The 11,757-nt window shown below is 37.3% G+C and carries 13 protein-coding genes; 9 read left to right on the forward strand and 4 right to left on the reverse strand.

All coding sequences use genetic code 11. The annotated features are described in order from the left end of the window. On the forward strand, nucleotides 1–209 hold a 209-nt coding region (locus BAQ46_RS16795; RefSeq protein WP_084638336.1), incomplete at its 5' end, for an LPXTG cell wall anchor domain-containing protein. Between the two features lie 118 nt (nucleotides 210–327). On the opposite strand, the gene BAQ46_RS16800 is transcribed toward BAQ46_RS16795, so the two are convergent. Next, on the reverse strand, nucleotides 328–1,317 hold the full coding sequence (locus tag BAQ46_RS16800) for an NAD(P)/FAD-dependent oxidoreductase (RefSeq protein WP_000829779.1): 990 nt from the start codon (nucleotides 1,315–1,317) through the stop codon (nucleotides 328–330). 462 nt (nucleotides 1,318–1,779) lie between these two features. On the opposite strand from BAQ46_RS16800, the gene BAQ46_RS16805 reads away from it, so the two are divergent. The 5 genes from BAQ46_RS16805 to pepA all read left to right on the forward strand — a co-directional run bounded on the left by BAQ46_RS16805 (nucleotide 1,780) and on the right by pepA (nucleotide 6,255). After that, on the forward strand, nucleotides 1,780–2,988 hold the full coding sequence (locus BAQ46_RS16805; RefSeq protein WP_000856615.1) for an NAD(P)/FAD-dependent oxidoreductase: 1,209 nt from the start codon (nucleotides 1,780–1,782) through the stop codon (nucleotides 2,986–2,988). Nucleotides 2,989–3,111: 123 nt separating this feature from the next. After that, nucleotides 3,112–3,618: an NUDIX hydrolase gene (locus tag BAQ46_RS16810; protein ID WP_071742203.1), complete on the forward strand. Its 507-nt coding sequence runs from the start codon at nucleotides 3,112–3,114 to the stop codon at nucleotides 3,616–3,618. Beyond that, a complete protein-coding gene (locus BAQ46_RS16815; RefSeq protein ID WP_000027014.1) occupies nucleotides 3,615–3,932 on the forward strand; it encodes a YuiB family protein in 318 nt (105 codons plus the stop codon). The genes BAQ46_RS16810 and BAQ46_RS16815 overlap by 4 nt, the downstream gene beginning before the upstream one ends. Before the next feature lie 86 nt (nucleotides 3,933–4,018). Then, nucleotides 4,019–4,645: a 3D domain-containing protein gene (locus tag BAQ46_RS16820; protein WP_000920101.1), complete on the forward strand. Its 627-nt coding sequence runs from the start codon at nucleotides 4,019–4,021 to the stop codon at nucleotides 4,643–4,645. Between the two features lie 125 nt (nucleotides 4,646–4,770). Beyond that, nucleotides 4,771–6,255, forward strand: coding sequence for a cytosol aminopeptidase (gene pepA / locus BAQ46_RS16825; RefSeq protein ID WP_071742204.1), 1,485 nt, complete (start codon nucleotides 4,771–4,773; stop codon nucleotides 6,253–6,255). An 83-nt stretch (nucleotides 6,256–6,338) separates the two neighbouring features. Here pepA and cdaS read toward each other — a convergent pair whose 3' ends face one another. Next, nucleotides 6,339–6,944, reverse strand: a complete 606-nt coding sequence (cdaS, locus tag BAQ46_RS16830; protein WP_001209528.1) for a sporulation-specific diadenylate cyclase CdaS — start codon at nucleotides 6,942–6,944, stop codon at nucleotides 6,339–6,341. A gap of 143 nt (nucleotides 6,945–7,087) precedes the next feature. On the opposite strand from cdaS, the gene BAQ46_RS16835 reads away from it, so the two are divergent. Both BAQ46_RS16835 and galU read left to right on the forward strand, forming a co-directional pair. Further along, the gene (locus BAQ46_RS16835) at nucleotides 7,088–8,812 is read left to right on the forward strand and encodes a phospho-sugar mutase (protein WP_071742205.1); all 1,725 of its coding nucleotides are present in this window, start codon (nucleotides 7,088–7,090) and stop codon (nucleotides 8,810–8,812) included. Nucleotides 8,813–8,919: 107 nt separating this feature from the next. Beyond that, nucleotides 8,920–9,807 carry a UTP--glucose-1-phosphate uridylyltransferase GalU gene (gene galU, locus BAQ46_RS16840; protein WP_061131951.1) on the forward strand — a complete coding sequence of 296 codons (888 nt, stop codon included), beginning with the start codon at nucleotides 8,920–8,922 and terminating at the stop codon, nucleotides 9,805–9,807. 44 nt (nucleotides 9,808–9,851) lie between these two features. Here galU and BAQ46_RS16845 read toward each other — a convergent pair whose 3' ends face one another. Both BAQ46_RS16845 and BAQ46_RS16850 read right to left on the reverse strand, forming a co-directional pair. Beyond that, on the reverse strand, nucleotides 9,852–10,445 hold the full coding sequence (locus BAQ46_RS16845) for a biotin transporter BioY (RefSeq protein WP_001252157.1): 594 nt from the start codon (nucleotides 10,443–10,445) through the stop codon (nucleotides 9,852–9,854). Nucleotides 10,446–10,495: 50 nt separating this feature from the next. Further along, on the reverse strand, nucleotides 10,496–11,239 hold the full coding sequence (locus BAQ46_RS16850) for a DUF3298 and DUF4163 domain-containing protein (RefSeq protein ID WP_000810352.1): 744 nt from the start codon (nucleotides 11,237–11,239) through the stop codon (nucleotides 10,496–10,498). A 95-nt stretch (nucleotides 11,240–11,334) separates the two neighbouring features. Between BAQ46_RS16850 and BAQ46_RS16855 the strand changes: the two genes are divergently transcribed. Then, complete coding sequence (locus BAQ46_RS16855; protein WP_001140608.1) at nucleotides 11,335–11,718, forward strand: hotdog fold thioesterase; 384 nt, start codon at nucleotides 11,335–11,337, stop codon at nucleotides 11,716–11,718. Nucleotides 11,719–11,757: the final 39 nt, after the last annotated feature.

Here is an 11,757-nt window from a genome sequence, read left to right on the forward strand (position 1 = left end):
TGAAACCGGAAGATCCGAAGAAACCAGAAGTAAAGCTGGAGAAACCGGAAGTAAGATTGGAAAAATTAATTAAAGAGCCGCAAGTAAAAGTAGAGAGAGAATTACCGAAAACAGGGGCAGCGTCTCCGTGGATGATGTCAGTTGGTGCGGGAATTTCATTCTTAGTTGGCGGAGTATTATTTGTATTAGGTAGAAGAAGAAAACAATAATTCTTTTTAGATGAAAAGCAAAATGAGTTCGATTTTGTATCGGATTCATTTTGCTTTCGTTTTCTGATATAAAAGGAAAAGCTCCTTCCATGCGTGGAAGGAGCTTTATTTTTGTATATTAAAACATACTAGAGCTGTGCATCGGTTGGAGTTTTGCGTTTGGATCGAAGTAAGCTTTCGCATTGTTTACTGCTGTTGGTGCTTCACCGAAGCCGCAAGCAATGAGTTTTACTTTTCCTTCATATGTACAAATGTCACCAGCAGCGTAAATGCCAGGAATATTTGTTTCCATTTTCGAATTCACGAGAATGCTGTTTTTTTGTATATCTAACCCCCAGTTTTTAATTGGGCCAAGAGAAGAAACGAAGCCGTAGTTTACGATTACATCATCAACATCGATGATAATTTTTTCTTCCGTTTTTACATGCTGAAGAACGACTTGTTCAATTTTGTCATCACCAATGAGTTCTACTGGAACGTATGGTGTGCTTACTTCTGCACGAGAGTTCATTAAGCTTTCTACGCTATGTTCATGCGCGCGGAATTTATCACGGCGATGAACGATTGTAACTTTGTCAGCGATCGGCTCTAACATCATTGTCCAGTCAACAGCTGAATCGCCGCCGCCAAATACTACGACGCGCTTACCAGCAAATTTATTCATATCATCAACGAAATAATGTAAGTTTTTCTTTTCATACTTTGCTGTTCCTTCTAATTCTAAGCGGCGTGGTTGGAAAGCACCATTGCCAGCAGTAATAATAACTGATTTAGAATAGTGAGTTTGCTTATTCGTAACAAGTTTAAATATACCGTCAGCTTGTTTCTCAAGCGTATCAACAGCTTCTTCTAAACAAACGGTTGGATCAAATTTCTTCATTTGCTCTTTTAAGTTATCAACTAATTCTTGTGCGCGCACTTTCGGGAATCCGGCTACATCATAAATGTATTTTTCAGGATAGAGCGCGGATAATTGTCCTCCAAGCTGAGGTAAGCTTTCAATAATTTTTACACTTGCTTGTCTCATACCACCATAAAATGCTGTGAATAGTCCTGTTGGCCCACCACCAATAATTGTTATGTCGTAAACTTTTTGATTTTCTGCCACTTTCATTCCCCCTATAGATGGAATTTTGATATTGATTTCATATATTGTTCATATGTACACGAAAATCCTGCAAATGATGATACTTTCAAATAAATGATAGCATATTTGAGTGCATAATACTTCTGAAAACGACTGAATTGTGTGTAAGTTTTCGCATAGATGTTTTTTACATTGTATAAAATATACAGAAAGGAAAATACATGAAAAAAAGGCTGAAAAACCCTTGAAAACGCTATGTTATTTTAAAATATTGATAATTCTCCAGACGCTTGAATTCTGGAATAAAACCGACTAATATAGGGAAGTATTATGTTAAATTTCTATGACAAAATTCGTACGATTTTTTGACTGCGTTTTGTTATGATATAGAATGTGATAAATTCCACATTCTTGACAAATAGAGTTTTTAGTACTTGGTATTATTTTTCATTACTATTATATAAAGAAAAGGGTTGTGATTTGGTGAAGACTCCAAAAATCGTAGTTTTAGGTGCAGGTTATGGCGGGATGATTACGACTGTTCGTCTGCAAAAAGCATTATCTGTAAATGAAGCTGAAATTACGTTAGTAAACAACAACAGCTATCACTACCAAGCGACTTGGTTACACGAGAGCGCAGCTGGTACATTACAAGATGAAAAAATCTGTCTAGATATTCAAGACGTTATTGATACAAATAAAGTGAACTTTGTACAAGATACAGTAGTAGAAATTAAAGCAGCTGAAAAACGCATTATCTTAAAAGACGGCGAGTTAGAATATGACTACTTAGTAATCGGTCTTGGTTTCGAATCAGAAACATTCGGAATTACAGGATTAAAAGAGCATGCATTCTCAATCGCTAACATTAATGCAACTCGTCAAATTCGTGAGCATATGGAAGCTAGCTTCGCTAAATATGCAGATGAAAAGCGCGATGAGTTAGTAACAATCGTTGTTGGTGGTGCTGGATTTACTGGTATCGAGTACGTAGGTGAGCTTGCAAACCGTGTTCCGGAACTTTGCAAACAGTACAATGTACCACGTGAAAAAGCACGTATTATCTGTGTAGAAGCTGCTCCAACAGCACTTCCAGGTTTCGATCCAGCATTAGTAGAATACGCTGTGAAACAACTTGAGAAAAAAGGTGTAGAATTCCGCATCGGTACAGCAATTAAAGAAGCAACTGAAGAAGGTATTATCGTTGCAAACGGTGATGATACTGAATTAATTAAGTCTGAAACAGTAGTTTGGGCTGCAGGTGTTCGTGGTAACGGTATTGTGGAAGAGTCTGGCTTTGAAGCAATGCGCGGACGTGTAAAAGTTGATGAGTACATGCACGCTCCAGGATACGAAGATGTATTCATGGTTGGTGACGCAGCGTTAATCATTAACGAAGAAATTAACCGTCCATACCCACCAACAGCACAAATCGCAATTCAACAAGGTTACAACATTGCGCACAACTTAACTGTGTTAGTTCGTGGTAAAGGCGAAATGAAGAAATTCGTATTCGACAATAAAGGATCTGTATGTTCTTTAGGTCATGACGATGCAATGGGCGTTGTTATGGGCAAAAAGTTAACAGGTTGGAAAGCTTCCTTCATGAAGAAAGTGATCGATAACCGTTACCTATTCTTATTAGGTGGACCTTTATTAGTTCTTAAAAAAGGTAAATTAAAGTTCTTTTAATATATAGTAGAAAAAGCAGAAACGGCTAAGAGCTGTTTCTGCTTTTTTCATTTAAAAAATATAGTATAATATATAAAAAAGAAAGAATATTCTGTCCGTTCTAATAGAGGAGGGTATGACATCATGGAGAAGCGAGGAAAAGTATGGTTAGCTGTCAGTGGCCTAGTAGCTACAAAAGATGGCAGGTGGTTATTCGTTAAGAAGAAATACAGTGGGTTAAAGGGGAAATGGTCTTTACCGGCTGGTTTTGTAAATGAAGGTGAGACCGTTGATGAAGCTGTGAAACGTGAAGTGTTAGAAGAGACAGGTATTGTCGCTCATGTGAAGGGGATCATTGGTGTTAGATCGGGCGTAATTCGCAATGAGATTAGTGATAATATGATTATTTTCCTTTTGGAGCCTGAAGGGGAAGAGATTATTGTACAGGAGAAGGAATTGTCTGAAGTAGCGTTTCTACATCCAGATACGATTGCGGACGATCCAAATACGTCTGTACTTATTACATATTTGTTAGAAAGACAATCAGAATTACATCTTGAAATGGATAAAGCATTAAATCCAGGAGAGCAGTTTGGTTATACAGCCTATCACGTATTTACGGCACATACGAAGGAGAGGGAGAAAGAGTGAGTATACCGGTATTACTTATTTCAATGATGTTATTTTTCATTTTGTTTTTTGGAATTGGATTTTTACTCAACATGATATTGCGAGCGACATGGGTAATGGTTATTGTATATCCGATTGTTTGTATGCTTATTATTAATAAGGCGAGTATGTGGGATTATTTTTCAAAGCCAAAAGAAACATTCTCTTCATTTGGGACAAGTGTATCGCATTTAGGACAAGCAGATGTGTTTATTTTATCTACTGGATTGATTGGTGCTGCTTTAGCGGGAATCGTTATTAAGAAACTTCGGAAAAGCGGATATCAAATGTTTTAATCTCCAATGCAATTGGAGATTATTTTTTTGCATATTCTTTCATCGTATAGGGAATGATTAACGATGAAGGAGTGTGGCATATAAAAATGTTAAAACGATATTGTATTCGCATTATGATGACTTGTTTACTTGCAATTGCATTATGCGTAACATGGAATGCTTTCACAGGAGTTTCTTTATTAGAGATTGTAAAGAAATATGAGGGAACGAGTGCAAAAGAAGTACATGCAGCAGAAGTTAAGAGAAATGTTGCTCCGAGTAAAGAAGTGATAAATGCTTTAGAGCAGGCAAACGACTGGTCTAAATATCGTTCAATTGAAATGACTGCAACAGGTTATACGTCGGGAATTGAGTCAACTGGTAAGAGGCCGGGACATCCGGAGTATGGTATTACATATTCAGGTGTTAAGGCGAAAAGGGATTTATATTCCACAATTGCAGCAGACTTACGCGTATTCCCAATTGGAACAATCTTATTCGTACCAGGTTATGGGTATGGTGTAGTAGCTGATAAGGGCGGTGCAATAAAAGGAAACCGTCTTGATTTGTACTATGATACAGTGAAAGATGTTTATAGCCAATGGGGTAAGAAAAAAGTAAATGTATATGTAGTTAAGATAGGAAATGGTAAGTTTTCAGAAGAAGAGTTAACGATGTTAAACCAAGATGAGACGATGCAAGTGTTTCGTGGTCAATATTTAAAACAAAGATAGTCTAGTGGTAAGTACGCTAGACTTTTTTTATTTTATATAGGGTATAACAGAAGTTAGAATTGTCGCATTTTATCGAAAATAAAGTTATAATAAAGATAGAGTAGAGAAATTTAGGGGGTCTGAACATGTTCCAAGTACAAAAAGAATTAGCAAGCCATGAAGCGGTGATTGTTGCCTTATTTGAAGAAGAGCAAACGAGTAGTTTTGTACAAGAACTGGACAAAGCGTTTGAAGGACAATTACAAGTTTTATTAGAAGAGAAAGAACTTTCTACGAAGAAGAAAGCTATTTCAAAAGTACATAGTTTAGGAAAAACAGATGTGAAACGTTATTATTTCGTTGGTTTAGGTAAGAAAGAATCTTATACGACAGAAACATTACGTTCGGCTCTTGGTAAGACGTTTAAAACACTGCAAGCAGCAAAAGTACAAGATGCAGCAATCTTACTTGATTCTTTCGTAACAGAGAAATTAGACGCGATTGATGTCGCTCATATTGCGGCAGAAGTACAAGGCCTTGGTACATATGAGTTACAAACGTATAAATCAGATAAAAAGGATCGTGTAGAGTTAGAGAAGTTTACGGCTATTACAGCGGAAGATGCACAGGAAATTGAAGCGGCATTAACAGTTGGCTACGTACATGGACGTGCAACAAATTCAGCTCGTACACTTGTAAATATGCCGCCAAACGTATTAACAGCAACAAAGCTTGCTGAGTATGCTGTTGAGTTAGCTGAGAAGTATGATATGGATTATAAAGTTCTTGAGAAAGAAGAGATGGAAGAGCTTGGTATGGGTGCGTTACTTGCAGTAAACCAAGGTAGTGTAGAGCCACCAAAAATGATCGCTCTTATTTATAAAGGAAAAGAAGAGTGGACAGATGTTATTGGATTCGTTGGAAAAGGAATCACATACGATACAGGCGGTTATTCTTTAAAACCACGTGAAGGCATGGTCGGTATGAAAGGTGATATGGGCGGTGCTGCTGCTGTACTAGGTGCGATGGAAATTATCGGTGAACTTCGCCCAGAGCAAAATGTGATCGCTGTTATTCCATCAACGGATAACGTTGTAAGTGGTACCGCATTTAAGCCAGACGATGTAATCACATCTATGAGCGGAAAAACAATTGAAGTATTAAATACAGATGCAGAAGGTCGCTTAGCATTAGCTGACGGTATTACGTATGCGAAAAAATTAGGTGCAAACTATTTAATTGATGTTGCGACATTAACAGGTGGTGTAATTGTTGCACTTGGAAATCATACGACAGGTGCAATGACAAACAATGAAGAGTTGTTTGAGCAAGTGCTAGAAGCATCTATGGAAACAGATGAATCGATTTGGCAATTACCGATTTTTGATCGTGATAAAGAACGCGTGAGAAACAGTAAGTTTGCTGATTTAAATAACTCACCAGGCCGCGAAGGACATGCGGTTATGGCTGGTACATTCCTGGGTGAATTTGCTGAAGATACACCTTGGGTACACTTAGACATCGCTGGAACATCTGAATCATCAGGAGCGCATGATTTAGGTCCAGCTGGAGCAACAGGTGCAATGGTACGTACACTTGCAACGCTTGTTGAACGTTTCGGCGAAGAATAAGATCGTAAGAGAGGGCTGTTCCTACATTTTGGAACAGCCTTTTTTATTGATATATGTGGTGTTACGGCCGGTGTAATTTCACTTTATAAAGAAATCGTATATAACGTTCCGTTTAAAGCAAAGGAAGTGCGGCCCGTTTCTTCAGAGACAACTAAAATAAGGGCATCGCTTTTTTCTGATAAGCCAATTGCAGCTCTGTGACGTGTTCCTAGTTCAGGATCAACTTCTGTGCTTTTCGTGAGCGGAAGAATATTGGCAGCTGAGACAATATGATTATTTTTAACGAGAACGGCTCCATCATGAAGAGGGTTACCTGGATAAAATATTGATTCGAGTAATGGTGCGGTTAAATGAGCGTTTAATGTCGTTCCAGTTTGAATGAAAGCTTCAAGCGTCTCGTTTCGTTCCACAACGATAAGAGCGCCATGTTTTCGGGCGCTTAAATGTTGGATAGCTGTCGTAATAAAAGATGAACTTTCCGTATAAGGTGATAAATATGCTTGAATATAGTATGTAGCTGCCAATGTTTGTACATTTGCTAACATATGATGAATATCTTCCATTTTGCATAAAATACATTCGTCTTCTTTATCGATTGCGCTCCTCATAATCGATAGTTCTTTTTCAGCAATTTCAATCATTTGCTTTGTTTGTATTTTGAGCTCTTCTGACAAGCCCCATTCGCGCATAATCCTCATTCCCTTTAGTGGAGTATTTAACAATAGTGTATACAAATATTCCTAGTAAAATCCTGCTAGATTTTATAAAATATTGAGATACAGCATGTTTTTTTCATATAATAAAGGTATGACGAGCGAGAGGAGAGAGAAGAATGAATTGGAAACAAGAATTTAATCGCTGGCTTTCTTACGCACAATTAGATGCAGAATTAAAAGAACAGCTAGAAAATATGAAGCAAGATGAGAAGAAAATCGAGGATAGCTTTTATAAAAATCTAGAGTTTGGCACAGGTGGTATGCGTGGTGAACTTGGTGCTGGTACGAACCGTTTAAACGTATATACAGTTCGTAAAGCGACAAAAGGATTAGCAAGCTTTATCGAAAAGTTAGGTGAGGAAGCGAAAAAACGCGGTGTTGTTGTAGCATATGATTCTCGTCATAAGTCACCTGAGTTCGCAATGGAAGTTGCTGCTACACTAGGTGCACACGGCATTACAACATATGTGTTTGAAAGCTTACGTCCAACGCCAGTGCTTTCTTTCGCAGTTCGTCATTTACATACAGTGAGTGGAATCGTTCTTACTGCAAGTCATAATCCGCCTGAATATAACGGTTATAAAGTATACGGTGAAGATGGTGGACAGTTGCCTCCGAAAGAAGCTGATGAATTAATTAGCTACGTAAACGCAGTAGAAGACGAGTTAACAGTTGAGGTTGCTAATGTGGAGCAATTAAAAGCTGACGGTTTATTACATATTATTGGACAAGAAGTCGATGATGCATATGCTGCAGAATTGAACAATGTCATTATTAATAAAGAAATGGTGGAAAAGGCCGGCAAAGATTTAAAAATCGTCTTCACACCACTACACGGAACATCAAATATTTCTGTACGCCGTGGTTTAAAAGAAGTTGGATTTACAGATGTAACAGTTGTAAAAGAGCAAGAGTTACCAGATCCGAACTTCTCTACAGTAAAATCACCGAACCCAGAAGAGCATGCAGCATTTGAATATGCAATTCGTGACGGTGAGAAGGTAGGAGCGGATGTGTTAATCGCAACGGATCCTGACGCAGATCGCCTTGGTGTAGCAGTTCGTAATCACGATGGTGAGTTCCAAGTATTAACTGGTAACCAAACAGGTGCATTAATGCTTGATTACTTATTATCTCAAAAGAAAGAAAACGGAACGCTACCAGAGAACGGTGTCGTATTAAAAACAATCGTAACGTCTGAAATTGGTCGTACAATCGCGAAAGCATACGGTTTAGATACAGTTGATACGTTAACTGGATTTAAATTTATCGGTGAGAAAATTAGACAGTATGAAGAAAGCGGACAATATGAATTCCAATTCGGTTATGAGGAAAGCTATGGTTATTTAATCCGCCCATTCTGCCGTGATAAAGATGCAGTACAATCTGTTCTATTTGCATGTGAAGTAGCTGCGTACTACAAATCACAAGGTAAAACGTTATACGATGGTCTATTAGAAGTGTTTGAGAAGTACGGTTTCTTCCGTGAAGATCTTGTATCGTTAACGCTAAAAGGAAAAGATGGAGCGGAAAAAATCCAAGAGATGATGGCAACATTCCGTGAAAATCCTCCGAAAGAAGTAGCGGGCTTAACAGTCGTGGCAGTTGAAGACTATAAAGCAAGCATCGTTACATCTTTACAAGATGGACATAAAGAAGAGATTCACTTACCGAAATCAAATGTGTTAAAATATCAATTAGAGGATGGTTCATGGTTCTGCCTACGTCCATCTGGAACTGAACCGAAGATTAAGTTCTACTTTGGTGTAAAAGATAGTTCTTTACAAAATAGTGAACAAAAGTTACTTACTATTAAAGAAGATATTATGAATCGTTTATAATATAAAGTAATTTTAAGTAGTAAGGAACAAAAGGGAGCGAAATCTCCCTTTTGTTTTATGTAGGAAATGATTGCTATTGATTCCGACAGGAGAGAGGGTATTTTGTGATGAAAAAAGTAAGAAAAGCGATAATCCCAGCAGCTGGATTAGGAACACGTTTTTTACCAGCAACGAAAGCGATGCCGAAAGAAATGTTACCGATTGTTGATAAACCAACTATCCAATACATTGTAGAAGAAGCAGTAAAATCAGGAATCGAAGATATTATTATCGTTACTGGTAAAACGAAGCGTTCTATTGAAGATCATTTTGATAATGCATTTGAGTTAGAGCAAAACTTATTAGAAAAGAAAAAGTATGAGTTACTTGAAAAAGTACAGGCTTCTTCAAAAATGGTAGACATTCACTACATTCGTCAAAAAGAACCAAAAGGATTAGGTCACGCTGTTTGGTGTGCGCGTAAATTCATTGGTGATGAGCCATTCGCTGTTTTATTAGGTGATGATATCGTTCAAGCTGAAAAACCATGTTTACGTCAATTAATTGAAGAATATGATAAAACGCTTTCTTCTGTTATTGGCGTACAAACGGTTCCAGAAAATGAAACACACCGTTACGGAATTATCGATCCGTTAGAGCAGGAAGGACGTCGTTACCAAGTTCGCAATTTCGTTGAGAAACCAGCAGCAGGTACAGCACCTTCAAACTTAGCAATTATGGGACGTTACGTTTTAACACCTGAAATCTTCATGTTCTTAGATCAGCAACATGTTGGTGCTGGTGGCGAAATTCAGTTAACAGATGCAATCCAAAGCTTAAATGAAATTCAACGTGTATTTGCTTACGATTTCGAAGGAAAGCGCTACGATGTAGGTGAAAAGCTAGGATTCGTTCAAACAACAATCGAAATGGCACTGCAACACCCAGAATTACGTGATGACATGGTTGCAATGATGAAGAAAATTTTAGAAGAACAAGCGAATCAAGAGTCTTAATAAAAAAAGAGTTATTTCAGCAAGCTGAAATAACTCTTTTTTTATTAAGAAATCGTCGAATGAGAATGCTGATAAGCAGAACGACGCACAGCATAGTATATGCGAGGTGCGATAATAGCACCGATAATTGTAAATGCAATATCTTTTACTGCAAACCACATCATAATCATCCAAGCAGCTTTATAGCTCATATTACCGCCCATAAAGAGATTGACTGCCCCGTACATGTAAGTAGTACCGATAATATAAGTTAAAATGATTCCTGTGAAAGAGGCAGTTGCAAATGTACGAAATGTTGGTTTTTCCTTTTGTTCTACTAGTTTTCCTGATACGTAAGCAACGATAATAAATGCAATAATAAAGCCACCAGTAGGATCTAAAAGTGCTCCAAATCCAGCTTTGAAGTTAGCGAAGATTGGTGCACCTGCTACTCCAACTAGCATGTAAACAGTCATTGATAATGCACCAAGTCTACTTCCAAGAAGAAGCCCTGCTAAAATTGCGAAAAATGGTTGCATAGATAATGGGATGCCCGCTACTTGCAGGAATGGTGCCCAAGATACAATATTTGCACCAATGGCCATAAGAGCGACGAACATGGCGGCTAATGCTAAATCTAAAACATGAAATCTTCTCATAATGTTAACCTCCTGTTGTTTTTAAGTTAACATTATCGTAGCGAAACTATTTACTTGTTGTCAATTAAAATATTTTGATAAGAAGGCTTCAAATACTCTCTTAGCAACGTATATGGAATACGAAATTGTGGAATGCCGCTTGAATAAGGCGCAATTTCATATAAAGGGAAATAAATGACGAGATTGTTCGGTTCTAAAAAGAAGTGAAACTTTTTCGTGCTCATGACTTTTTCAGTTGCATCAGGAAAATAAATACTTTCATTTTGTTTAACCTGTCTTACAATCTCAGCACGAATTACTTCTTTATATTTATCTTCTTGTTGAAATAAATCGTCTAAGTGTAGTAACTTTTTTTCTTTTAAATCAAATGTGTTAGCCTTCCACGTATAAAGACCGTGTGCTCCGCCTGTATATTGATAGTAATTCAAATATAGGCTGAGCAAAGGTGGTTTATTTAAGGAGACTTTATAATCAACATTCGCCACGTACGGATGAAATGGTGTACTAGATCCTTCTGTTTCTTTATAATATTTCTTTGCGTCTTTTTCTAATTTTGTTTTAAATTTGTCAGTAGATTTTTTGTAATAGAAATTTAACTTATTTTGAAACTTAGAATCGGAAAAGTTATGAAACGAAGGCCTATTGATTTGATATTCTATATAAGGTTTCTTACCTTTTTGCGTGACAGTCTGAACATCGATTGTCAGGTTGGATGCTTTGGCTGCTAGTGCACAATTTGGTACAATAGTCAGCAAGGAGAACATAAGCGATAGTATAAAAAATTTCTGTTTCATTTAGGTGAAACCTCCTTATATAAGTGTTATACGTAGTTTGAAAGTAAATAGGTAAAATTATACATTTAATTAAAGTGAGAGAAGGGGGAAACGATATGGCAAAAACTTTAATGGATTCGCTTGGAATTGAGTTGTTAGAGATGACAGAAGATAAGGTAGTTGCTACGATGCCTGTTGATGAACGTACACATCAGCCGTTTGGTTTTTTACATGGTGGTGCATCTCTTGCGTTGGCGGAAACAGTAGCAAGCGTCGGTTCATACAATTTAATTGATCAAGAGAAATGTATTTGCTTCGGTCTAGAAATTAATGCAAACCATATTCGCTCAAAGAAAGATGGAATTGTAACAGCAATCGGAACACCGATACATAGAGGAAACTCAACGATGGTTTGGGATGTACGTATCATTGATGAGAATGACGATTTATTATGTATTTCAAGATGTACAGTAGCAATTAAAGAAAAACGTGAAAAGTAAAAAAAGAGGCTGCTCTAATGAGCAGCCTCTTTTTCTTAT

Origin of the sequence: Bacillus paranthracis (assembly GCF_001883995.1) — a bacterium.
Classification (GTDB): Bacteria; Bacillota; Bacilli; order Bacillales; family Bacillaceae_G; genus Bacillus_A; species Bacillus_A paranthracis.

Bases quoted from the DNA above. Each gene is read 5' to 3' on its own strand.
- BAQ46_RS16845 (WP_001252157.1), bottom strand. From the start codon at position 10,445: ATGAGAAGATTTCATGTTTTAGATTTAGCATTAGCCGCCATGTTCGTC.
- galU (WP_061131951.1), top strand. From the start codon at position 8,920: ATGAAAAAAGTAAGAAAAGCGATAATCCCAGCAGCTGGATTAGGAACA.
- BAQ46_RS16820 (WP_000920101.1), top strand. From the start codon at position 4,019: ATGTTAAAACGATATTGTATTCGCATTATGATGACTTGTTTACTTGCA.
- BAQ46_RS16810 (WP_071742203.1), top strand. From the start codon at position 3,112: ATGGAGAAGCGAGGAAAAGTATGGTTAGCTGTCAGTGGCCTAGTAGCT.
- BAQ46_RS16850 (WP_000810352.1), bottom strand. From the start codon at position 11,239: ATGAAACAGAAATTTTTTATACTATCGCTTATGTTCTCCTTGCTGACT.
- BAQ46_RS16855 (WP_001140608.1), top strand. From the start codon at position 11,335: ATGGCAAAAACTTTAATGGATTCGCTTGGAATTGAGTTGTTAGAGATG.
- cdaS (WP_001209528.1), bottom strand. From the start codon at position 6,944: ATGCGCGAATGGGGCTTGTCAGAAGAGCTCAAAATACAAACAAAGCAA.
- pepA (WP_071742204.1), top strand. From the start codon at position 4,771: ATGTTCCAAGTACAAAAAGAATTAGCAAGCCATGAAGCGGTGATTGTT.
- BAQ46_RS16835 (WP_071742205.1), top strand. From the start codon at position 7,088: ATGAATTGGAAACAAGAATTTAATCGCTGGCTTTCTTACGCACAATTA.